Source organism: Ruegeria sp. L12, from assembly GCF_056531745.1.
This window is the reverse complement of the sequence record NZ_JBQFMH010000007.1, coordinates 113722-135787: the sequence shown is the minus strand read 5'-3', so window position 1 is coordinate 135787 and position 22066 is coordinate 113722. Positions and strand designations below refer to the sequence as shown.

20 protein-coding genes are annotated in these 22066 nt (G+C 61.1%); 12 read left to right on the top strand and 8 right to left on the bottom strand.

Annotated elements, in window-relative coordinates; all coding sequences use genetic code 11:
* Nucleotides 1-139 precede the first annotated feature (139 nt).
* The 4 genes from ACR0K9_RS12790 to ACR0K9_RS12775 form a co-directional block, all read right to left on the bottom strand.
* Nucleotides 140-1321 carry an ammonium transporter gene (locus tag ACR0K9_RS12790; protein ID WP_480823713.1) on the bottom strand — a complete coding sequence of 394 codons (1182 nt, stop codon included), beginning with the start codon at nt 1319-1321 and terminating at the stop codon, nt 140-142.
* 186 nt (nt 1322-1507) lie between these two features.
* Entirely contained in the window at nt 1508-1984 is a 477-nt protein-coding gene (locus tag ACR0K9_RS12785) for a CinA family protein (RefSeq protein ID WP_480532108.1), read from the bottom strand.
* Nucleotides 1981-2478, bottom strand: coding sequence for a phosphatidylglycerophosphatase A family protein (locus ACR0K9_RS12780; protein WP_480532110.1), 498 nt, complete (start codon nt 2476-2478; stop codon nt 1981-1983). The genes ACR0K9_RS12785 and ACR0K9_RS12780 overlap by 4 nt, the downstream gene beginning before the upstream one ends.
* On the bottom strand, nt 2475-3605 hold the full coding sequence (locus tag ACR0K9_RS12775; protein ID WP_480823711.1) for a bifunctional 2-C-methyl-D-erythritol 4-phosphate cytidylyltransferase/2-C-methyl-D-erythritol 2,4-cyclodiphosphate synthase: 1131 nt from the start codon (nt 3603-3605) through the stop codon (nt 2475-2477). The genes ACR0K9_RS12780 and ACR0K9_RS12775 overlap by 4 nt, the downstream gene beginning before the upstream one ends.
* Before the next feature lie 179 nt (nt 3606-3784).
* Between ACR0K9_RS12775 and dusB the strand changes: the two genes are divergently transcribed.
* The 7 genes from dusB (at nt 3785) to ACR0K9_RS12740 (ending at nt 12842) form a co-directional block, all read left to right on the top strand.
* Nucleotides 3785-4768, top strand: a complete 984-nt coding sequence (dusB, locus tag ACR0K9_RS12770) for a tRNA dihydrouridine synthase DusB (RefSeq protein WP_480823709.1) — start codon at nt 3785-3787, stop codon at nt 4766-4768.
* A complete protein-coding gene (locus ACR0K9_RS12765; RefSeq protein WP_480532116.1) occupies nt 4765-5844 on the top strand; it encodes a two-component system sensor histidine kinase NtrB in 1080 nt (359 codons plus the stop codon). Before dusB ends, ACR0K9_RS12765 begins: the two co-directional genes overlap by 4 nt.
* The gene (locus tag ACR0K9_RS12760) at nt 5844-7211 is read left to right on the top strand and encodes a response regulator (RefSeq protein ID WP_480823707.1); all 1368 of its coding nucleotides are present in this window, start codon (nt 5844-5846) and stop codon (nt 7209-7211) included. The genes ACR0K9_RS12765 and ACR0K9_RS12760 overlap by 1 nt, the downstream gene beginning before the upstream one ends.
* Nucleotides 7212-7373: 162 nt before the next feature.
* On the top strand, nt 7374-9599 hold the full coding sequence (locus ACR0K9_RS12755; protein ID WP_480823860.1) for a sensor histidine kinase NtrY-like: 2226 nt from the start codon (nt 7374-7376) through the stop codon (nt 9597-9599).
* The gene (gene ntrX, locus ACR0K9_RS12750; RefSeq protein ID WP_480532120.1) at nt 9596-11005 is read left to right on the top strand and encodes a nitrogen assimilation response regulator NtrX; all 1410 of its coding nucleotides are present in this window, start codon (nt 9596-9598) and stop codon (nt 11003-11005) included. Before ACR0K9_RS12755 ends, ntrX begins: the two co-directional genes overlap by 4 nt.
* Nucleotides 11006-11029: 24 nt before the next feature.
* Nucleotides 11030-11620 carry a helix-turn-helix transcriptional regulator gene (locus ACR0K9_RS12745; RefSeq protein ID WP_480823705.1) on the top strand — a complete coding sequence of 197 codons (591 nt, stop codon included), beginning with the start codon at nt 11030-11032 and terminating at the stop codon, nt 11618-11620.
* Nucleotides 11621-11663: 43 nt separating this feature from the next.
* Nucleotides 11664-12842 (top strand): MFS transporter, encoded by a 1179-nt coding sequence (locus tag ACR0K9_RS12740; protein ID WP_480823703.1) that lies wholly within the window; start codon nt 11664-11666, stop codon nt 12840-12842.
* Nucleotides 12843-12845: 3 nt separating this feature from the next.
* Here ACR0K9_RS12740 and ACR0K9_RS12735 read toward each other — a convergent pair whose 3' ends face one another.
* Nucleotides 12846-13325: a hypothetical protein gene (locus tag ACR0K9_RS12735; RefSeq protein WP_480532126.1), complete on the bottom strand. Its 480-nt coding sequence runs from the start codon at nt 13323-13325 to the stop codon at nt 12846-12848.
* A 96-nt stretch (nt 13326-13421) separates the two neighbouring features.
* Here ACR0K9_RS12735 and trkA point away from each other — a divergent pair, with 96 nt between their 5' ends.
* The 5 genes from trkA to ACR0K9_RS12710 all read left to right on the top strand — a co-directional run bounded on the left by trkA (nt 13422) and on the right by ACR0K9_RS12710 (nt 18307).
* Nucleotides 13422-14798 carry a Trk system potassium transporter TrkA gene (trkA, locus tag ACR0K9_RS12730; RefSeq protein ID WP_480823702.1) on the top strand — a complete coding sequence of 459 codons (1377 nt, stop codon included), beginning with the start codon at nt 13422-13424 and terminating at the stop codon, nt 14796-14798.
* On the top strand, nt 14798-16339 hold the full coding sequence (locus ACR0K9_RS12725) for a TrkH family potassium uptake protein (protein WP_480823700.1): 1542 nt from the start codon (nt 14798-14800) through the stop codon (nt 16337-16339). The genes trkA and ACR0K9_RS12725 overlap by 1 nt, the downstream gene beginning before the upstream one ends.
* 131 nt (nt 16340-16470) lie before the next feature.
* Entirely contained in the window at nt 16471-16710 is a 240-nt protein-coding gene (gene hfq, locus ACR0K9_RS12720) for an RNA chaperone Hfq (protein WP_005982826.1), read from the top strand.
* A complete protein-coding gene (gene hflX, locus ACR0K9_RS12715) occupies nt 16710-17981 on the top strand; it encodes a GTPase HflX (protein WP_480823698.1) in 1272 nt (423 codons plus the stop codon). Before hfq ends, hflX begins: the two co-directional genes overlap by 1 nt.
* A 32-nt stretch (nt 17982-18013) precedes the next feature.
* A complete protein-coding gene (locus tag ACR0K9_RS12710; RefSeq protein WP_480823696.1) occupies nt 18014-18307 on the top strand; it encodes a putative quinol monooxygenase in 294 nt (97 codons plus the stop codon).
* Nucleotides 18308-18319: 12 nt separating this feature from the next.
* Here ACR0K9_RS12710 and ACR0K9_RS12705 read toward each other — a convergent pair whose 3' ends face one another.
* The 3 genes from ACR0K9_RS12705 to ACR0K9_RS12695 form a co-directional block, all read right to left on the bottom strand.
* Nucleotides 18320-18715 (bottom strand): nuclear transport factor 2 family protein, encoded by a 396-nt coding sequence (locus ACR0K9_RS12705; RefSeq protein WP_480823694.1) that lies wholly within the window; start codon nt 18713-18715, stop codon nt 18320-18322.
* Nucleotides 18716-18818: 103 nt separating this feature from the next.
* The gene (locus tag ACR0K9_RS12700; protein WP_480823693.1) at nt 18819-21281 is read right to left on the bottom strand and encodes a penicillin acylase family protein; all 2463 of its coding nucleotides are present in this window, start codon (nt 21279-21281) and stop codon (nt 18819-18821) included.
* A gap of 166 nt (nt 21282-21447) precedes the next feature.
* Nucleotides 21448-22020 carry a lipid-binding SYLF domain-containing protein gene (locus ACR0K9_RS12695; RefSeq protein WP_480532140.1) on the bottom strand — a complete coding sequence of 191 codons (573 nt, stop codon included), beginning with the start codon at nt 22018-22020 and terminating at the stop codon, nt 21448-21450.
* Nucleotides 22021-22066: the final 46 nt, after the last annotated feature.

The window sequence follows — 22066 nt, the reverse complement described above, 5'->3', positions numbered from 1 at the left end:
GCGCAAACCTCTGGGCTGGAAGGGTGTCGCAGGCTGATAGCCCGAGCCCCGGTGCAGAGTCGAGGGGGCTGACCAAAAGAAAAGCGGACCCCCAAGAGGTCCGCTTTGCCCTTGCGGGCGGCAGAGCGCCAAGGTGGGCTTAGCTGCTCATGTCGTAGGCGCGTTCCCCATGAACCGAGAGGTCGAGCCCGTTTGTTTCGGTCTCTGCGTCTACGCGAATCGGGGTGATCAACGCAACCACCTTCACCAACACAATCGTGACAATTGCCGTAAAAGTACCCACGATCACCAGCCCGCCCAATTGCGCGGTCCATGTGCCCAGACCGAACAGCGCGATCATCAGCGTGCCGAAGATACCCCCGACACCGTGAACGGCGAAAACGTCCAGCGTGTCGTCGATGTTCAGCTTGTTGCGGATCACGCTGACGGCCTCCTGACACAGGATACCTGCAACGGCTCCGATGATCAGAGCCTGAACCGGACCCACAAAACCCGAGGCCGGGGTGATCGAGGCCAGACCCGCAATGGTGCCGGTCACCAGACCAACCATCGAGGCCTTGCCAAAGCGGATGCGTTCCCAAAGCGCCCAGGTCAGCGACGCGGTGGCGGCGGACAGATGCGTGACGGTCATGGCCATCGCGGCGCCCCCGTCTGCAGCCAGTTGCGAGCCGCCGTTGAAGCCGAACCAACCGACCCACAGCATTGCGGCGCCCACCATCACGTAACCGGGGTTGTGCGGCGGTGTCGTGCGGTTGCGGCGCGGGCCGAGGACAACGGCAATGATCAGCGCCGCCAAGCCAGCGGTTTCGTGGACGACGATGCCGCCCGCAAAATCGCGCACGCCGATCTCTCCCAGAATGCCTCCGTCCGCGAGCATCCCGCCACCCCAGATCCAATGCACGACGGGCGCATAACACAGCAGCATCCACAGCGCCGAGAAGGTGAGGACAAAGCCAAAGCCCACACGCTCGACATAGGCGCCGACGATCAGGGCGGGGGTGATGATGGCAAAGGTCATTTGGAAGGCGAAGAACAGCACCTCGGGCAGGGTACCCGCAAGGCTGTCGGCGTCCACACCGTTCAGGAACGCTTTGCCCAAACCGCCCCACAGGCCGCTTTCACCCGGGCCGAAGGCGATGGAATAGCCTGCGACTAGCCACAGAATGCTCATCAAACAGGCAATCGAGAAGCAGTGCATGAAGACGCTGAGCACATTTCGGGCACGGACAAGCCCGCCATAGAACAGGGCAAGGCCCGGCAATGTCATGAACAGGACCAGTGCTGTTGCCACGATGATCCACGCTGTATCGGCTCCGTTCATGGGCCGCTCTCCTTTCCCTTTGGGCGTCGGGCGGGGTCGCCCGATGCGTCGCGAGTGGTGTGGGGCGGTTTGAAGCCGAGCCGGGTTGGGGAAAAAAGAGGCAGAGGTGCAAAAAACCGCCTGTTTGGGCGGCTTTTTCTCAAATGACGATTGGTTTTGCGCCCTTTTGGCGCTTATGCTCTATAATTAAGCGGATTGCGAAAGGCCGCTCAGCAACATCTGCAACGCGTGATCGCGCGCGGCTTTGCGCACGTTGTCCCGCCCCAGCGCGCCGAATTCTACAGTTTCGGTGCGGGTTGGATGTGCCGCGCGGGCCAGCCCGAAACAGACGCGCCCTTCGGGTTTGTGCTCTGACCCGCCGGGGCCTGCGATGCCGGTGATCGAAACCGCCAGTTGCACGTGCGCGTTCCGCAGCGCGCCCTCGGCCATTTCGCGGGCAACCTGTTCCGAGACTGCACCATGGGCTTCAAGCGTGTCAGCGTGTACGCCCAACATTTCCCGCTTGGCGGTGTTGGTATAGGTGACGAAACCACGCTCGACCACGGCAGAGCTGCCGGGAATATCGGTCAGCGCGGCGGCGACCATGCCGCCGGTGCAGCTTTCGGCGGTGGCGATCATCACGCCCTGCGCCCTGGCGCGGTCGAGGATTTCGGTCGCGGTCACAGGCCCAGCACTCCGTGCGAAAACCCGGCCAGCAGCGCCACACCGATTGCGGCAAAGATGCCCGCAATCACGTCGTCCAGCATCACGCCCATCGGGTCTCCGCGCCGGTCGGCCCAACCGACCGGGCCGGGTTTGGTGATGTCGAACAGTCGGAACAGCAGGAAACCGGCGATCCAGCCGGGCCACAGCGCGGTGATTTCGATCCCGTGCGCCCATGAAGGGTAGGAAATCGCCCAGAGCGCGATGAATTGGCCCGCGACCTCATCAATGACGATCTCGGACGGGTCGTGGTCTTCCTGTCCTGCGGTCATTACGCGCGTGGCCCAGAGGCCACCGATGAAGGCTGCGAGTGTTCCGATGACCAGAAGGGGGAAGCCGCCCAGCATGTGCAGCACCCAGGCCAATGGCAGCGCGGCCAGCGACCCCCATGTGCCGGGGGCAGGGCGCAGGTAGCCAACGCCACAGACGGTTCCGATCAGACGCGCCGCAGTCATGACTTCACCAGACAGGCGGTGGCGAGCGAAGCGATGCCCTCGCTGCGGCCGGTAAAGCCCAGCCGCTCGGACGTGGTGGCCTTGACCGAGACCTGATCGGCGCGCAGGCCCATGATCAGGGCCATCTGATCCCGCATTGCCGCGGCGTGCGGGCCGATCTTGGGGTATTCGCAGACCAGCGTGCAGTCGACATTCGAAATGGCATATCCCATCTGCCCGGCCAGATCGACGGCATGGCGCAGGAATATCTCGCTGGCTGCACCTTTCCACTGCGGATCAGAGGGCGGGAAATGCTGCCCGATATCGCCCTGCGCCAGCGCGCCATAGATCGCGTCGGTGACCGCGTGCATTCCGACATCGGCATCCGAATGGCCCTGCAATCCGCGGTCATGCGGGACCTTTACGCCGCAGAGGATCACGTGATCTCCGTCGCCAAAGCGGTGCACGTCATAGCCGTTGCCCAGCCTTACATCCATATCTTTACCCATTATGCGTTCTGCCCGGTCGAAATCTTCGGGCCGGGTGATTTTCAGGTTATCCGCGTCGCCCGGAATGATCGCAACATCAATCCCGGCAGCGCGTGCGACTTCGACATCATCTGCGGCGCCTCCCGGGTGGATCGCGTGGGCGGCAGTGATTGCGCCATAATGAAACCCTTGCGGCGTTTGTGCAGCATACAGACCGGACCGGTCCTGTGTGCCTGTCACCACCGATCCATCCCCGGTCCAGAGCGCGTCGGTGACCGCCAGACCCGGCGCGGCTGCGGGATATGTGTCGAGCGCGGCCAGAACATCGTGGATTATCTGAGCACTGACGCAAGGCCGTGCAACGTCGTGGATCAGAACCTTTTTGACGCCATATGCTTCCAAGGCCTGCAGCCCGTTGCGGACCGATCCGGCCCGGTCTGTGCCGCCCGGTGCGAGAATCAGGCCGGTTGCGCCGAATTCGTCCCAGGCGGCGGTGTCTTCTTCGGCCAGCACCAGAACGATATGGTCAACCAGACCCCTGAACCTTTCAATGGTCCAATCGGCGACGCGTTGGCCAGCTAAAGCGCGCCACTGTTTGGGCACTCCGCCCCCGGCGCGCTGGCCGCGTCCGGCGGCGACGATGATGGCGGCTGTGGTCATCTGCGGGTTCTCCTGATTGGGGCATTGTTTAGGGGGCGGTGAATGCAGAGGCAATCACCCGCGTCAACATGCCTAATAATTAGGCAAATGATGATTTTGCAGGCTTGAATGGCGCCGTTTTGTTGTTCATATGCTGCGATTTCGATATCAAATGCGCAACTGCTCAAGGATTAGGCATATTGACCCTGCGTCTTGCTGATAAGGATCTGACCCCTCCGGTGCTGCTGGCACCCATGGCCGGAATCACGGACCGACCGTTTCGGGATCTGGTGATGCGCTTTGGCGCGGGCATGGTGGTCAGTGAAATGGTCGCCAGTCAGGAGATGGTACAGGCCAAGCCGGGCGTGCGCGAACGGGCCGAACTGTCGGCGGATGTGGAAAACACTGCCGTGCAACTGGCCGGGCGCGAGGCGCATTGGATGGCCGAGGCCGCCCGGCAGGTCGCCGATCGGGGTGCACGGGTGATCGATATCAACATGGGCTGTCCCGCCAAGAAGGTGACTAACGGTTATTCCGGATCGGCATTGTTGAAGACTCCGGATCATGCGTTGACGCTGATCGAGGCCGTCGTGAGTGCGGTGGACGTGCCGGTGACGTTGAAGACGCGGCTGGGGTGGGATGACAGCTTGCTGAACGCACCCGATGTGGCGCGGCGGGCGCAGGACGCAGGCATTCGTATGGTCACGATCCATGGACGCACCCGCTGTCAGTTCTACAAGGGCCGCGCCGACTGGCAGGCGATCCGGGCGGTGAAAGAAGCGGTCTCGATCCCTGTCATCGCAAACGGGGATATTGTTGATACAGAGGCTGCGAAAAGCGCGCTGGATCAATCTGGGGCTGACGGAGTGATGGTGGGACGCGGCGCGCAGGGCAAGCCTTGGCTGCTGGCACAGATATGTCACGATCTTTATGGCGCTGAAGCTCCGATCATTCCGTCGGGTTCGGACCTGATCGACATGGTGCGCGCGCATTATCAGGCGATGCTGGCGTTCTATGGCGCTGATCTGGGTCTGCGCGTCGCGCGCAAGCATCTGGGCTGGTATTTGGACGAAGCCGGGACACCGGCCACCTTGCGGCGCGCGGTTCTGACGTCGCGCGATACGGATGAGGTTCTGAACCTTCTTGGCGATGCGCTGAGCGACCAGGCGGAGGAGGCGGCGTGACCTCGGACCAAAGCATCTGGAGCTCGCTGCCGGTTCCGGCCTTCATCATCGATTCTGAGGATCGTATTTCCGACGTCAATTCCTCGGGCGAGGGGTTTCTGAACGCCTCACGCAAGGCGGTGATCGGACACCCGGTTTGGGATCAACTGGCGGTCGATGCGCCGCTGGAGGAGGCGTTCTTGCGCGCCCGTCAGCAGGGCACACCCTTGTTCGTGAACGATGTGGATGTGGGCTCGGGCAATCGCGCGCCGCTGCAATGCGCGCTGCAGATCGCGCCGCTGATGGGGCATCCCGGCTCGATGATCATGATCATTTCGCCCCGCGAGTTAGCGGGTCGGATGACGCGGGGCAATACGGTGAAATCGGCGGCGCAGTCGGCCATCGGCATGGCCGAGATGCTGGCGCATGAGATCAAGAACCCCTTGGCTGGAATTACCGGCGCGGCGCAATTGCTCAGCATGAATATCTCGCAGCAAGACCTTGAACTCACAGACCTTATCGTCGAGGAAAGCCGACGCATCGTGAAGCTGTTGGAGCAGGTCGAGCAGTTCGGAAACCTGTCGCAACCCGATTTCAAGCCGGTCAATATACACGACGTTCTGGACCGTGCGCGCCGGTCGGCGCTGCTGGGGTTTGGCGCGCATATGACCATTGTCGAGGACTATGACCCGTCGCTGCCATTGGCCTACGGAGACCCGGATCAGTTCCTTCAGGTGATCCTCAACCTGCTCAAGAACGCCTCGGAAGTCGCTGAAGGCAATGGCACAATCCGGCTGCGAACTTATTTCGAGCATTCCTTTCGGCTGCGGCGCAGTGACGGGTCCGGTCATTTGCTGCCCTTGCAGATTGAGATCATCGATGACGGGCCGGGCCTGCCCGAGGATATCCAGAGCGATATCTTCGATCCGTTCGTCTCGGGCAAGGAAAACGGCACCGGTCTTGGGCTGGCGCTGGTGAGCAAGATCGTTTCCGACCATGACGGCTGGATTTCAGCGGAATCGGTGCCCGGGCGCACCGTCTTCCGCCTGTCCCTGCGGCGCGCGCCGCCGGACGCCTATGAAAAGGAGAGCATCTGATGGATGGCACAGTTCTGGTTGCTGATGACGACCGCACGATCCGCACGGTTCTGACACAGGCACTCACTCGGGCGGGGTGCAAGGTGCATGCGACTTCCTCGCTGACCACGCTGATGCGCTGGGTGGCCGAGGGAAAGGGTGACGTGGTGATTTCGGACGTGGTGATGCCGGATGGAAACGGATTGGAGATGCTGCCCAAGATCGCGCAGGACCGTCCCGGTTTGCCGGTCATCGTGATCTCGGCCCAGAACACTATCATGACGGCCATTCAGGCAGCAGAGGCCGAGGCTTATGACTATCTGCCCAAGCCGTTCGACCTGCCCGATCTGATGAAGCGCACCGCCCGTGCGCTGGACCAGAAACAGCGCGCGCAGGTTGATCCTGTGGCGGTGGTCGAAGACCGCCCGGAAGACCTGCCGCTGGTGGGGCGCACCCCGGTGATGCAGGCGCTGTATCGTCTGGTGGCACGGGTGATGAATACCGATCTGTCGGTAATGATTTCGGGCGAAAGCGGTACGGGTAAGTCCCTGATCGGGCGTGCCATTCACGATTTTTCGGACCGTCGGACGCTGCCGTTTGTAACCGCGACGGCCGCCGATCTGAGCGATCTGGAAGGCCCCGCGCGGGTGATGGCACGCGTGCGGGGCGGGACGCTGCTGATTGATGAGATTGCCGATATCGATGACGAAATTCAGGCCCGCATCGTGCGGATGATGGACACGACCGGCGATCATGTGCCGCGTTTCATGGCCACCAGCCAAACGGATCTGACCGAAGCGATGGAGAGCGGCCGCGTGCGGCAAGACCTCTATTACCGCCTTTGCGGTGCAACGATCCATGTTCCGGCCTTGCGGGAACGGGTCGATGATATCACTTTGCTCACTGATCACTTTCTGGCGCGGGAAGAGCGGGACAGCGGCACGCAACGCCGTCTCAGCCCCGAGGCCGCTGAACTGGTGCGCCGGTATTCCTGGCCCGGGAATGTGCGCCAACTGGAAAACGCGATCCGCCGCCTCAGCCTGACCAGCCGCGTCGATGAAATTTCGCGCACCGAAGTTGAGATGGTGCTGGGCAGCCAGCCCGAGGCTGAACCGGTTCTGGGCGATGGCGAGCGCGAGAAGCTGTCTGCCTCGGTCGGTCGCCACCTGCGGCGCTATTTCGATCTGCACGGAAATATCCTGCCGCCTCCGGGCCTGTATCAGCGCATTCTGCGCGAGGTCGAGGCGCCGCTGATCGAAATCGCATTGGATGCGACCGGCGGCAATCAGGCAAAATGTGCCGATCTTCTGGGGATTAACCGAAATACGCTGCGGAAAAAAATCACCGACCTCGATATTCAGGTGACACGTCGTCGCAAACTGATGTAATATCGCCACACAAACCGTGGCATTCGGGTTCGCACCCGGGAACGACCACGACATATGGCGGTACGCCGCGAAAGCGGCACATCAGTAAGAGGGCAGACGGTGGCAACCCGGGCACAGAACGGGCCGATCCTATCGATCAACCGGTGGCGCAAGTCCCGGAAGATGCGCAATTTCAGCACCTTGGGCCTTGTTATGTTGGGCCCGGTTCTGGCGCTGGCGACATATCTGGTCATCGGTCCTTTCGATCTTGGTGCCGCAGCCCCGACGCTGCGGCTGATTCTTCTGGCTGATCTGGTTTACGTGCTGGTCGTGGCCGCACTTGTGCTGGGGCAGCTGTTCAGTCTGATCGCAGCGCGGCGGGCCAAGTCGGCAGGGTCGCGCCTTCACCTGCGTTTGATCGGCGCATTCACGCTGTTGGCTCTGGTGCCGACTGTTACGGTGGCGATCTTCGCCGGTCTGACCGTGAATATCGGCCTTGAAGGCTGGTTCTCGGATCGGGTGCGTCAGGTTGTGGGCTCTTCCCTCAGTGCGGCGGAGGCCTATGAACAGGAGCACCGGCAGGGTCTGACGCAGGATGCCACAGTACTGGCGCGGTTTCTGGATAACGCGAGAACGCTGAACTACTACATCTCGGATGCCGAACTGCGTGAGGTTCTGGCCCAGGGGCAGGCGCAAATTCAGCGCGGCTTGCGCGAGGCCTATGTAATAGATGGCATTGGTGAGATCCGGTCGCGTGGCGATCGTTCCTACCTGTTCGACTACGAAGCCCCAACGCCGGAAGAGATGATTGAGGCGAATGATCAGGGCATGGTCATCATCGCCGATTGGGAAAACAGCGAATTCCGCGCGCTTGTTCCGCTGCAGGCTTATCTGGACCGCTATCTCTATGTCAGCCGCGAGGTTGATGGCGAGCTGTTGACGCTGCTGGATGAAACCAAGGAAACGGCGCAGTTCTACAGCCAGCTAGAGAGTGAACGGGGCAGGGTGCTGTTCGAATTCGGTCTTTTGTATCTGGGCTTTGCGGTGATCCTGATCCTGGCCGCCATGTCACTGGGCATGTGGTTTGCCGAACGTTTGTCGCGCCCGGTTGGCCGCCTGACGACGGCCGCGCAACGCGTTGGTGCCGGGGATCTGAGCGTTCAGGTCTACGAAGAAGCCAGCGATGATGAGATCGCCATGCTGGGCCGTTACTTCAACCAGATGACCCGTCAGTTGAAAGGCCAGCGCGATACGCTGCTGGAAAACACGCGCCACATCGAGCGCAGGCGGCGGCTGTTCGACTCGGTGCTGAGTTCTGTGACTTCGGGTGTCGTGGGGGTCGATCCCGATGGCTGCGTGACCTTTGTGAACCGTTCGGCTGAACGTTTGCTGGATTGGTCAGGCGGAGAGCAGCATCTGGCCATCGGCATTGCCGTGCCCGAGTTCCTGCCACTGTTCGACGACCTGAAATCCAGCGGGCAGGAAGCGGTGCAGGGCGAGGTCAAGGTGACCCGCAAGGGGCAGCTGGAAAACCTGCTGGTGCGCATGGCTACTAGGCGCGGCGAAGATGGCGGGCTGGAAGGTTATGTGGTGGCCTTCGATGACGTGACCGATCTGGTCAGCGCCCAGCGTATGGCGGCCTGGGGGGACGTGGCCCGAAGGATCGCGCATGAGATCAAGAACCCGCTGACCCCGATCCAATTGAGCGCCGAGCGCATAAAACGTAAATTCTCGCGTAAGCTGGATGAGGAAGATTGCGACAGTCTCGAGTCGATGACGGGCGTGATCGTGCGGCAGACCAACGATCTGCGGCGGATCGTGGATGAGTTCTCGAAATTCGCCCGGATGCCGGAACCGGATCGGCGGGAAGAGAATATTGTGGGCCTGGTGCGTGAGGCAGTGTTGCTGCAGCAGGCCGGGCAGCCGGATGTGCAGATCGACGCCGATCTGCCCGGGGATGCGATTATGGCGGACGTGGATGCCACCATGCTCAGCCAGGCGCTAACCAACCTGATCAAGAACGCAGGCGAAGCCATTGGAACGCTGAAAGAAAAGGGCGCACCGGACAATCTGAAACCTCAGATCAAAGTGGCGGTTTCGGGCGACGATGCGGGTACGCAAATCACTATTGCCGACAACGGTATCGGCCTGCCCGAAGACCGGGCGCGGCTGTTTGAACCTTATGTTACAACTCGTGATGAGGGCACCGGCCTCGGCTTGCCTATCGTGAAGAAAATCATCGAAGAACATGGCGGAGCGCTGACATTGGAAGATGCGCCCACATTCGACGGACAGGACCATTTCGGCGCGATGGCTGTCATTCGTCTTCCCGGGGTCTCAGGCGACCCGACAATCGCGCCGGAAAAACAGGCGATTAAAACAAACAAACTGAAAGCAGGCCAAAGATGAGCGACATTCTGATCGTAGATGACGAACGCGATATTCGCGAATTGGTGTCCGATATTCTCGAGGACGAAGGCTATTCCACCCGGCTGGCGGCAAACTCGGACGAGTGTATGTCGTCGATCAATGCCGAACCTCCGGGGCTGTTGATTCTGGATATCTGGCTGAAGGACAGCCGTATGGACGGGATCGACATCCTGAAGGCGGTGAAACGCGACAACCCCGATGTGCCAGTGGTGATCATTTCGGGCCACGGCAATATCGAGATCGCCGTGGCTGCCATCAAGCAAGGCGCATATGATTTTATCGAAAAACCCTTCAACATTGACCAGTTGATGGTGGTGATCCGCCGCGCGATGGAAACCTCGCGGCTGCGCCGCGAGAATGCCTCGCTGAAGCGCAAAGAGGTGAGCTGTTCCGACATGATCGGCAAGTCGGCCTCGTTCCGGGCGATGCAGGGTCAGTTGGACAAGGTGACCAAATCGAACGGGCGCGTGATGCTGAGCGGCCCTGCCGGGTCCGGCAAGGAAATTGCCGCACGTTATATCCACGCCCATTCCAACCGCGCGAATGCCCCCTTCGTTACGGTGAACTGCGCAGGGATCGAGCCTGAGCGGGTCGAAGAGGTTCTGTTCGGGCGCGAATCCTCGGAGCGCGGGATCGAATCCGGGCTGCTGGAAGAGGCGCATGGCGGCGTGATCTATTTCGATGAGGTCGCCGATATGCCCTTGGGCACGCAGTCCAAGATCCTGCGGGTTCTGGTGGATCAGCAGTTCCAGCGGGTGGGTGGCAGTGACAAGGTGCGGGTCGATCTGCGCGTCATCTCGTCGACCAACCGCGATCTGGAAACTGAGATTGCAGCCGAACGCTTCCGCGAAGAGCTGTATCATCGCCTGAACGTTGTGCCGATTGCGGTTCCGTCTCTGGAAGAACGGCGCGAGGATATTCCGGTTCTGGCCCAGCATTTCATCGAGATGTGCAACGAGACACAGGGCTTGCCAGCCCGTGATTTGACAGACGAGGCGGTCGCGCTGCTGCAAACGATGACGTGGCCCGGCAATGTCCGCCAGCTGAAGAACCTGATCGAGCGTGTGCTGATCCTTGGCGATGGCACCGGCCCGATCGAGGCGCGCGAACTGCCGAGCGAGGAAGAAAAATCCGATGAGTCCGGTCGTGTTGTTCTGTCTGGCGCATTGGCGACCCTGCCGCTGCGTGAGGCACGCGAGGCGTTCGAGCGCGAATATCTGCTGACCCAGATCAATCGTTTCGGCGGCAATATCAGCCGCACCGCCAGCTTTGTCGGCATGGAACGCAGCGCCTTGCATCGCAAGCTGAAATCGCTGGGGGTCGTGACTTCGAACAAATCGGGCGCACGTGTCGCGCAGATTGACGAACCTGAACCGGCAGAGTGATTTCGCCGACCAAAGGGGGGCCGTATGATCAGCAGGTATGCCAAGGCTGATGGCACAGGGCCTATCGGTTATCCTGCCTTTGGTCGCAGGCTCAGACGGCTGCGCCGATCGGTCGGCCTCAAGCAATCCGCTTTGGCCGATATGCTGGAGGTCGATCAGGCCACGATATCGCGGTGGGAAAACGGGGCTCAGGCGCCCTCGGCTGAGGTTCAGCAGGGCGTCTTTTCAATCCTTGGTCCGGTGCGAGCTCAGGATTCTGCGCTGAAAAGGCTGGTGGCCCATTCGACCGACTGCGTTCATCTGGTCGAGGAAGCCAGCCATACATGTCTGGCCTATTCAGCCAGCCGGGCCCGTGATTGGAAGACGTCTCAGACCGCGTTGCTGGGCGTTTCACTATGGCAATTTGCAACAGATGAAATCCGGCAGGCCGAGGCAGAGCTGCAGAACGAAGGCTGGTGGGACATGCATACCCCCGCGCCCAAGGCGTTTTTGACCTCTGAGGCCGTGCATGACCGCATCAGGATCAGCGCGGGTCAGATCGTTTGGGAGCGGCTTTACCTGGCTGATGGCACTCCGGTACGTCTGGTCAGCGGTTCGCGAGGGCGCGCCGCATAATTTATGCGTTTCCGTGGATGAGCGGGCAGGCTAAATCCGGGGTATGACACATCCTTACCTGAGATTTGTGCAGGTCATCCTGATCTGGCTGGCGGGCCTTGGCGCTGCCACGCAGTTCGCCAAGATCGCAGTGCCCTTCGCCGAAATCAGCCTGCTTTATCCGGGACAGTCTGCGGTGATTGGCTGGCTGTTGTCGATCATCAGCCTGATGGGCGCTGTGTTCGGAGCGACCTCTGGCGCGATAACCGCGCGGGTCGGGCCGATGCGTCTGCTTTTGTCGGGTCTGGTTCTGGGCGGAGTGTTGTCTGTGCTGCAAGCCAGCCTGCCGGGTTTCCACCTTATGTTGGCAAGCCGTGTGGTCGAAGGGGTGTCGCATCTGGCAATCGTTGTGGCGGCGCCCACACTGATTGCGCAGATCACAACTGGCAAGGCGCGCAATCTTGCGATGGTGTTGTGGAGCACATTTTTTGGCGTCGCCTTTGCGCTGAATGCGTGGTTCGGTCTGCCGATTGTTGACCGTTTCGGATTGTCTGCTTATTTTGCCCTGCACGGAGCCCTGATGCTGTTGATCGCCACGATGATCGCGCTGAGCCGGATCAGGGTCGAGATGGGAACGATCGAGGAAACCGGTCGTGGATGGGCTGAATTTGTTGCGGCGCATGTCAGAACCTATCGCTCACCCTTTATCTCGGCCCCGGCGATTGGCTGGTTCTTTTATACGCTGACCTTTGTCTCGCTGCTGGCGATTTTGCCCGGACAGCTGCCCGAGGCGCAGGGCGCGTCAGTCGCGGCGTTGATGCCATTAGCCGGGATCGCTTTGTCCTGGCTATTGGTGCCTCTGCTTCTGAACGCCTTTTCCTGCGTCACGGTGGTCAATCTCGGCTTTGGTCTGGGTATGGTGGCCATCGGGATCTTGTTCATGGGCGCTCCGCTGGCGGTTGGCTGTGTCGCGTTGTTTGCGGTGTTGGGGCTGGTGCAGGGCGGCAGCTTTGCGGCGGTGCCCCAGCTCAACGACACGGCAGAGGCTCAGGCGCTCAGCTATGGTGGAATGGCGCAGATGGGAAATGCCGGAAACCTGCTGGGCACGCCGGTTCTGCTGGCGATTCTAGTGGGTCAGGGTGAGGCGGCAATGTTCCTGGCTGTTTTGGGCTTCTATGCCATCGCCATGATAGTGCACATGTTTCTGGGGTTGCGCCGCGCGGCGGCTGTCAGCCAGGAATGAGTATCAGCCCGCTTGTCCGGGCGTGATGATCTGGAACGAGCCATCGTCAAACTTCACGAAACAGGATGCTGTGCTCAACGGCGGCAATGTGGTTGTACGAGCGGGGGCAACACTCGATTTTACCCCTTGTTTGCAGGGCGGCAAGCTGACAGGGCGATACCCCTTGGACGCCATGCACTGAGCTTCGACCTTGTTCCGCAACCCCTGATTCACATCGACCGTATAAACCCGCCCCGGTTCCCACCAGCCGGGATTGCGATAGCACCGACCACGACCGTCGCAATAGGTACGACCCGGCCAATAGGTCGGCGGGCTCTGTCGGACCTGATTGGCCACGGGGGCGTCTTTCAGCGCCTGCACCTGACAGGCGGTGGTCTCGGTCTGCATGCGCGCAACGCTCTCACCTTCGCGGTAGTAGAGCGATAGCGGGCCGCAAGCGGAGAGGGTCAGCAGGCAGATCAGGCCGGGCAGCAATGTTTTCATGTGCTTATCATGCCGCAGCTCAGGCAGCATGACAATTCAATTGACCGCTTTGGGGGCATCTGTCATTCAAAGATTTCAGGCAGAAGGGCCAGTGTTATGAAGGTCATCATATGCGGTGCCGGTCAGGTGGGCTGGCAGATTGCGCGTCACCTTTCGGGCGAGCTGAACGATGTGACGGTGGTCGACAACAACCCCGATCTGGTGCGCCGCGCGACCGAAACGCTGGACGTGCAGGGGATTGCCGGCTTTGCCAGCTATCCGGATGTGTTGGATCGGGCAGGGGCCCGCGATGCCGATATGATCATCGCCGCAACCCATTCGGACGAGGTGAACATGGTCACCTGCCAGATGGCCCATTCGGTGTTCTCGATTCAGCGCAAGATCGCGCGGTTGCGGTCCAAGTCGTATCTGGAAGCGATCCACTCGGATCTCTATCGCCGTGATCATCTGCCCATTGATGTGGTGATCAGCCCCGAACGTGAAGTTGCAGCGGCCGCCATGCGGCGCCTTTCGGCCCCTTCGGCCTTTGACACCGAACTTTTCATGGATGGCAAGGCGCAGCTTCTGGGCATTCGCGTCGAAGAAGATTGTCCTATCGTGAACACACCACTGCGCCAGCTGACCGACCTGTTCTCGACCCTCAGCTCGATCGTGGTGGGGGTACGGCGCGAAGGCACATTGTTTGCTCCGGAACCGGGGGATCAGCTGTTTGTGGGGGATGAATGTTACGTCTTCACCAGCGTCAAGGATGTCGATCGCACGATGGAGGTGTTCGGCAAGGCGCAGCGCAAACAGGATCGGGTCGTGATCGTTGGCGGCGGCAATGTCGGGCTGGAAGTGGCCCGGACGCTGGAAGAGCATGAAAGCCGGGTGCGTGCCAAGATCATCGAGCGCGACCGCAAGTGCGCTGAAATCGCTGCCGAGGCGCTGGAACGCACAATTGTTCTGAATGGCGACGGTCTGGATTCCGCCCTGCTGAGCGAGGCGGGCATCGAACGCGCTGATGCGATGCTGGCGGTCACCGATGATGACCGCACCAATATGCTGGCTGCTGTGCGCGCCAAAGGCGAAGGCTGCGCCCTGGCGATTGCTTTGATCAATGACCCCAGCATGGTGGCGCTGATGGGGCCGCTGGGGATCGACGCCTATATCAACCCGCGCGCCACCACCGTCAGTTCCATCCTACGTCACATCCGCCACGGGCGCGTGCGTCAGGTCTATTCCATCGGCGATGCCGAAGCCGAAGTGATCGAGGCCGAAGTGCTGTCGACCTCACCCATGGCGGGGCAAAAGCTGCGCGATATCGACTTTCCCGAAGGTGTGCTTGTTGGCGCGGTGCGAAAGGGCGATGAGGTCTTGCGCCCGACCGGCAGTCTGCGGATCGAAGAGAAAGACGTGGTTGCCATCTTCGCCATGGCCAAAGACGTACCCGAGGTCGAACGGCTGATGCAGGTCTCGATTGATTTCTTCTGATGTTGCAGGCGCGCCAACAGCAACGGGTCGGAGTGCTGCGGCGATTGCCGCTGTTGCTGATGATATGGGGTATTGCCGCGCTTCTGATGTGGATACCGGCAGTCTATGCTCTGACGCTGGATGATCACGAAACCTCGCGCTCGTTCTTTTATTCCGGGCTTTTAGGTCTGTTTGCGGTGTTGATCATCGCGCTGGCGATGTCGAACCGAACCCCGCGCCGTGGAACCTTGGGCCAGTTGGCGGTTCTGCTGTCCGCCTTCACGATATTGCCGCTGTTTCTGGCCATCCCTTTCCACGAAGCATTGGGCACCACCAGCTTTCTGAACGCCTATTTCGATATGGCCAGTGCCCTGACTACCACCGGGGCCGATCTGTTCCCCGATCCCTCGCGCCTGAATGCACCCCTGCATCTGTGGCGCGCCCAGGTTGGCTGGATGGGCGGTCTGCTGATGTGGATATCGGCTGCTGCGATCCTTGCTCCCCTGTCTTTGGGCGGGTTCGAGGTCACCGCGCGCGGGCAGCCGGGGCGTCCGGTCTCGGGCGTGGCGCAAAGCGAGAAGGTGGACCCGCGCGGGCATCTGATCCGGGTTACGCGCACGCTGACACCGGTCTATGCGGGGCTGACTGCGGTGATCTGGGTGCTGCTGCTCATCGCCGGTGAGCAGGGCCTGACCGCCGTCTGCCACGCGATGTCGATCCTTGCGACCTCGGGCATCTCTCCGGTCGGAGGGCTCGAAGGATCAACGGCAGGGATCACGGGTGAGGCGATCCTGTTCCTCTTTCTGTTCTTCGCCCTGTCACGGCTGACCTTTTCGACCGACACCGCGACGTCGGGCTACTCGCGGCTGGACAAGGACCCCGAGTTCCGCATCGGTCTCCTGATCGTTCTGGCCGTGGCCAGCCTGTTGTTTCTGCGCTTTCTGGCCGGGGTGGCCGAATTGAGCCTCGAAGTGACGCCGCTGCAGGCGCTGCATGTGATCTGGGGCATGATCTTTACCGCGCTGTCCTTTCTGACCACTGCCGGGTTTGAAAGCGCCAACTGGAATGATGCGCAGCAACTGTCTGGTCTGGGCACGCCGGGCCTGATCCTGATGGGGCTGGCGCTGATCGGCGGTGGGGTGGCCACCACGGCGGGTGGGGTCAAGCTGTTGCGGGTCTTCGCGCTGTATCTCAATGGCAAGCGCGAGATTGACCGGTTGATCTATCCCTCGTCGGTCAGTGGCGAGGGCGGGGGCAACCGCCGTATCCAGAGCGATGGGGCGTTCATCGCCTGGATCTTTCTGATGATGTTCGCCCTGACGCTGGCGGTGTTCGACCTGCTGCTGGCGATGATGGGTGTCGGATTCGAACAGGCAATGGTGCTGAGCGTCGCCGCCCTCAGCACCACGGGACCGTTGATCGAGCTGGCAACCGACGTGCCGATCCGCCTGATCGATCTGTCTGTGGGCGCCAAGCTGACGCTCTGTGCGGCGATGGTGATCGGGAGGCTTGAGACGCTGGCCATCGTTGCGCTGATCACGCCCACCCTGTGGCGCGATTGACCTATCGTCAACTGTTGGTGTTACTGCCTGATTTTTCATCTGGAATATCTGCGCGCAGCACTCCATACTCAGCCGGAGGGAGCGCGTTGGTCCGCAGCGCGTAGCAAGAACAATGGCGAGATTATAATAATATGGCTTCGGACAGACAGAATCTGCAGGACGCGTTCCTGAACAATGTACGGAAAGCAAAAGTCCCGGTCACGATTTTCCTGATCAACGGTGTGAAATTGCAGGGTGTGATCACCTGGTTCGACAATTTCTGCGTGCTGCTGCGCCGCGACGGACAGTCGCAGCTGGTCTACAAACACGCGATTTCGACCATCATGCCTTCGCAGCCGATCAACCTGTATGAGGGCGAAGACGCCTCTTGATGGAACATGAGAGGGCGCGCACCCGGGCCTGGGTGCTGCATCCCGAAATCAAATCAGATGAACAGCGCCGGGTCCCCGAACCGGCGCTGGAAGAAGCTGTGGCATTGGCTGCCGCATTGCCCGATCTGGATGTGGTCGGGTCCGAAATCGTGCGCCTTCCGCGTGCGCAGGCCGGTCTGCTTTTCGGCAGCGGCAAGATCGAGGAACTGGCCGACCGTCTGCATGACAATGAAATCGAGCTGGTCCTGATCGACGGCCCGGTGACGCCGGTCCAGCAGCGCAATCTGGAGAAGGCGTGGAAGGTTAAAATTCTCGACCGGACCGGCTTGATCCTTGAGATTTTCAGCGACCGTGCCCGCACCCGTGAAGGTGTGCTGCAGGTCGAGATGGCGGCGCTGAGCTATCAGCGCACGCGGCTGGTGCGGGCCTGGACGCACCTGGAACGTCAGCGCGGCGGGCTTGGTTTTGTCGGCGGTCCGGGGGAAACTCAGATCGAGGCTGACCGCCGCGCCATCGACGAACAACTGGTGCGTCTGCGTCGCCAGTTGCAGAAAGTGGTGAAGACCCGAACGCTGCACCGGGCGGCACGGGCCAAGGTACCTTATCCGATTGTCGCGCTGGTCGGATATACCAACGCCGGAAAATCCACGCTGTTCAACCGCCTGACCGGGGCCGAGGTGATGGCCAAGGACATGCTGTTTGCCACGCTGGACCCGACCATGCGGCGGGTGCAGCTGCCGGACTGCCCCGAGGTGATCCTGTCGGACACGGTGGGTTTCATCTCGAACCTGCCCACAGAACTGGTCGCCGCATTCCGCGCCACGCTGGAAGAGGTGCTGGGCGCCGATCTGGTTGTGCATGTCCGCGACATCAGCCACGAAGAGACTGACGCTCAGGCGCAGGATGTCGAGACGATCCTGACCTCTCTAGGTGTCGAGGATGATCGCCCGCGGCTGGAAGTCTGGAACAAGATCGACCTGCAGAGCCCCGAGGAGCGCGAAGCCGCATTGGCGCGGGCCGAGCGCGATCCGTCGATCTTTGCAATATCGGCGGTGACGGGTGAGGGCGTTGATCCTTTGCTGTCCGAAATCGCCACGATCCTGCAGGGTGCGCGGCACGAGGTCACTCTGTCCTTGGGCTTTGCCGATGGCCAAAAACGCGCCTGGCTGTTCCGTCAGGATGTTGTGCGGTCGGAGGAACAGACCGAAGAAGGATTCGAAATCACGGTGCTATGGACCGACAAACAGGCGGCCCGCTTCGCGGCTCTGTGACCCGTGGCCAGCCTCATCTCAAGGAGGAGCCGATGACGCGCGAAGACACTGCAAAGGTCTATCTCCGAGGGCATATCATGGTCCCACCAGACCGTTTGGAACATGTGCGGCAGGCTTTACCTGCGCATATTGCGCTGACACGGGCGGAGGCGGGATGTGTGTCGTTTGAGGTCCACGAAGATACGGATCAGCCCGGCCGGTTCAATGTGTCTGAGGTGTTTGTAAATCAGGCCGCGTTTGATGCCCATCAGGCACGGACGAAGAATTCGGACTGGTATGAGATCACGCAGGGCCTCCCCCGGACGTATTCAATAACCTCACAGTAGCGCCCGAATGCCCTAGAGGCCGTCAATCTGGCTTTGACGTTCATCCGTATCGAACCATTCCAGCGACGATTGGATTTTGTTGTCCGGCGTCAATTCCCATTGTTCCCAACCTCGGGTGACAACACGGTTTCCGGTGGTTTTGTGATGGCCCTCAAGGGTTCTGACGAACAGGGCATGAGGTCCGGCCCAACGCATCATGTCGCAACGCACTTCCAGATCGGGAAAATCCGAATAGAGCGCGCGCGCCATCTCGGCGATTGCGGCATGGCCGTGCAGGGTCTCGCCGTGATTTATGGTGACCCGGCCATCGGGCGCGAAGAAGCTTGCGACCGCTTCAGGATCGCCCGAACTCCAGGCGATGGCGTAGTCGCGCGCCAGATTGTTCAACGTATCGCGAAGGCTGCCCATGCCTTTCCCCCCTCGTGCAATGTGCCCACCTTGTGCGTTCAGGCGCAGCCGTACAACTGCGTCTACGCAGGGCGCAAAAAGGGGCGGGGATTTGCCGATATGATCAGCGCGGGTTAAGCACAGTCACGCCGACCGCCGCCGCACGGGCAAGTCCGATATCCAGCGACATGGGGATGTATTCTCCGCGCCGCCACAGCTGAGCCTGATCGTCATAATAGCGCGATAGAAAATGTCCCGATTGGCCGGTTGCCGTGATGAAAACCGAACTGTCGGGGTCGGCAAAGTCATAAACGCCGCGATAACCGGCGCCATGGACATTCTGAAATGGATCCGGCCCTTCGCCTGAGGTGCGTCCGCGCAGCAAAGTATTGTCACCGCCGCTGGTGGACTGGCGGATATTGACGAAGAAGCGCAGCACCGGAAGCTCGCCCAATACCGGATGGTCGTGGGTGGCCTGATGCGCATCGCCCCAGCGCAGGGATTCCAGAGCGCTGCCGTAGCGTTCGGAAATCCAGATGATGGCGTCATCCAGCGCCAGCCGGGCCATGTTGGTGCAGGTCTCGACCGGGGCGCTTTGGCGGACATCGCACCAGATCGAGGCCCCGTCGATATCGCGATAAACGCGTTCGATGAACAGCGGCTCCACATGTTTGTATTCAGCCGCCAGCGGGCCAAGCTCGTCCGAGATCAGGCGGATTTGCAGCGCGCGCAGCCACGCGGCATAGATCAGGGGTTCCGGCAGATGTTCGTTCATCTCGCCGTTCCAGTTGGCCAGCAGATCCAGCGCAATCTGACGTTGCCGTTCGGGCGTGCCTTCGGGCGCGGATTCGCCCGTGAACCAGAGGTCGGCACCGATCAGAGGCAGCAGCGAGCGCGCCGTGAAGCTGACCGTATCCAGTTGCGCCTCGATAAAGCTGTCGCGGGTGTGCACCTCGCGCGATTGCATCAGACGTTCCCAGCGGTTGACCCGCTGTGTGTCGCCCCATTCATACGAGACGTGACGCGGGAAAGGCCGGTCGATGATTTTGTTGTTGGTGTTGCCCAGTACGCCACCGGCTGGCGCCACGAATTCGGGGTTGTCGGAATAGGGCAATCGACCCTGCCAGCGGTTCCGCTCCAGCCAGCCGGGGGTGGGGATGCGGCCCCGGCTCTGGTTGTTCAGATCGCGCCGGGGCATCGCACCGACCAGTTTTAGCCCGATCGTGTCTTTGTCGACCAATGACAGGTTCTGCGATGGGGCGATGTAATCCTCGGCCATATCTATGGCTTCGCGCACCGTATCGGCATTCATCAGCGCCAGCGATGCGCTCATCGACGTGTCGCGCGGGCTGAGAGCCGTCCAGGACAACGAGGCCACGTGGCCCGCAGGCGTGATGGTTCCCAGATCATAATGCGTGCCCGGCAGGACAGGGCCGTTTTCGGTCCAGCGCAGGATCAGGGTGATGGGGGGCGCATCCTTGATCTCGATAATCGAGGGGCGGGTCTGGAACCGCTTGTAGCCAGCGGGGGTCAGGTATTCTTCGGGATTGTCGGGGTTCAGCTGTTCGATGTGAACATCCTGATCATCCAGATAAGACGATGTCACGCCCCAACCCAAACGCTCGCTGCGCCCGGCAGAGATGGCGGGAATGCCCGGAATGGTCGCGCCGATGACACCGCCCTTGGCCAGCTCCAGTCGCGCCAGATACCAAATGCCGGGGGCGGTGAGTCCCAGATGCGGATCATTGGCCAGCAAGGTACCCCCGCTGGCCGAACGCGACGGCGCGGCGGTCCAGGCGTTTGACGCGCCTGCCAGACCACGTTCGGGAAAGGGCGAAAGCGGCGTATCGGGCATCGGCGTGCCCTGCGCATATCGCGGCAGGATCGGGAACAGAGCGGCGTATTCGGGCAGGGCGGCAATCCCCGGGCCCGGCACGTCGGGCAGGATATCCGCCAGCCGCGCCGGATCATTCAGTATCAGAGACGTGCGCGCGCGCAGTACCTCATCGGCGAGATGACCGGACAATTGCAGGCTCATCAGCTTCATGATGGCAAGGCTGTCGCCCGGCTGCCATGGTGGCACAGGCGCGTTGAACAGGAACATCTCGGGGGCGCCACGGCCAAGCGCCTGTTCGTTGATCTCGGCAAGTCGTGCGTTGACCCCGGCGGAATAGGCGCGCAAGGCGGCCTTGGTATAATCGTCCTGCACCTCGACCGAGCGATGGGCGAGGCCATACAGATCCAGCCGGCGCAACAACTTGTCGACAGGTACGGTGCGCTGCCCGAATACCTCGGACAACCGGCCCTGCACGGTCCGGCGCAGGACGGTCATTTGCCAAAGCCGGTCCTGTGCGTGGGCATATCCGAGGCCAAAGAACACATCCGGGTCGGATTGGCCCAGAACATGCGGCACGTTGGCCGTATCGCGGACGATCTCGACCGGTGCGGTTATGCCTTTGACCTCAATGGTTTGGTCATATTCGGGCAGCGATTGGCTGGCCAGAAAATAGACCAGCCCCACGGCGGCGACCGCCAGCACGATCAGGCCTGTCGTAAGTCTCACCAGCCAGCGAAAAACCAGACCCATCTGTCCCTCAAGTTTCTTAAGTATTCGTTTGCGCCGAGGTTACTGGAACACCCACCGGATCGAAAGAGGAATGACACAGGAATTTGTGGATATCCAACAAAACTGAAAGCCCCGCCACAAGATGTAGCGGGGCTCGTCCGAGGGGGGAGGGGGGGTATCTGCGGGATCAGGGAATGATGCGCGTATATTTGGTGCCTTCGACGGTGGCTCCGAACTTCAGGCCAGCCTGTCCGAAGACGGCCGCCAGCACGGGTTTGCGCAGCTGCGTGGTGTCGGTGGACAGGGATTCTCCGGTCGCATCAACCACATAGCCGATATCGGCCCCGGCGGTCCAACCGCTGGAACGGCGGAAATCGTTCAGGGCTTCTTCGGTCATGAAGAACAGCACATGCGCATATTGCTGTGCGCCGATCTGCAGGCCCGCACTGCCCGAGATGGCCGAATAATAGTCGACCGTCGCGCCCTGAATGCGCAGCGCACCCTGACCGTAGGCACCGCCAAAGATAAACCCGGCCTCGGTGATCAGCGGCATGACCAGCATCCCATTGGCCTTGTTGGCGATCTCACGCGTGTTGGGGTATTTGTTGTACATCTCGGTCAGCGTCGCATCGACGCGCGCGTCGATGGTGGCTGCGTTCGAGTTGCCGACACCGTTGCCGCAAGCCGCGGTCAGGGTCAGTCCGGCCATGCCAAAGGCAAAGCCACGACGGCTGAGTCGGGGAAGATTGGAACTGCTCATGTTTCTCTGTCTCTGTATATATGCCTGAAATGTCGGGTATTCCCGA

Coding starts and splice junctions, on each gene's coding strand:
- ACR0K9_RS12700 (WP_480823693.1), bottom strand. CDS start 21,281: ATGGGTCTGGTTTTTCGCTGGCTGGTGAGACTTACGACAGGCCTGATC.
- ACR0K9_RS12695 (WP_480532140.1), bottom strand. CDS start 22,020: ATGAGCAGTTCCAATCTTCCCCGACTCAGCCGTCGTGGCTTTGCCTTT.
- ACR0K9_RS12755 (WP_480823860.1), top strand. CDS start 7,374: ATGCGCAATTTCAGCACCTTGGGCCTTGTTATGTTGGGCCCGGTTCTG.
- ACR0K9_RS12740 (WP_480823703.1), top strand. CDS start 11,664: ATGACACATCCTTACCTGAGATTTGTGCAGGTCATCCTGATCTGGCTG.
- ntrX (WP_480532120.1), top strand. CDS start 9,596: ATGAGCGACATTCTGATCGTAGATGACGAACGCGATATTCGCGAATTG.
- ACR0K9_RS12705 (WP_480823694.1), bottom strand. CDS start 18,715: ATGGGCAGCCTTCGCGATACGTTGAACAATCTGGCGCGCGACTACGCC.
- hflX (WP_480823698.1), top strand. CDS start 16,710: ATGGAACATGAGAGGGCGCGCACCCGGGCCTGGGTGCTGCATCCCGAA.
- hfq (WP_005982826.1), top strand. CDS start 16,471: ATGGCTTCGGACAGACAGAATCTGCAGGACGCGTTCCTGAACAATGTA.
- ACR0K9_RS12745 (WP_480823705.1), top strand. CDS start 11,030: ATGATCAGCAGGTATGCCAAGGCTGATGGCACAGGGCCTATCGGTTAT.
- ACR0K9_RS12735 (WP_480532126.1), bottom strand. CDS start 13,325: ATGAAAACATTGCTGCCCGGCCTGATCTGCCTGCTGACCCTCTCCGCT.
- ACR0K9_RS12725 (WP_480823700.1), top strand. CDS start 14,798: ATGTTGCAGGCGCGCCAACAGCAACGGGTCGGAGTGCTGCGGCGATTG.
- ACR0K9_RS12710 (WP_480823696.1), top strand. CDS start 18,014: ATGACGCGCGAAGACACTGCAAAGGTCTATCTCCGAGGGCATATCATG.
- ACR0K9_RS12775 (WP_480823711.1), bottom strand. CDS start 3,605: ATGACCACAGCCGCCATCATCGTCGCCGCCGGACGCGGCCAGCGCGCC.
- trkA (WP_480823702.1), top strand. CDS start 13,422: ATGAAGGTCATCATATGCGGTGCCGGTCAGGTGGGCTGGCAGATTGCG.
- ACR0K9_RS12780 (WP_480532110.1), bottom strand. CDS start 2,478: ATGACTGCGGCGCGTCTGATCGGAACCGTCTGTGGCGTTGGCTACCTG.
- ACR0K9_RS12760 (WP_480823707.1), top strand. CDS start 5,844: ATGGATGGCACAGTTCTGGTTGCTGATGACGACCGCACGATCCGCACG.
- ACR0K9_RS12790 (WP_480823713.1), bottom strand. CDS start 1,321: ATGAACGGAGCCGATACAGCGTGGATCATCGTGGCAACAGCACTGGTC.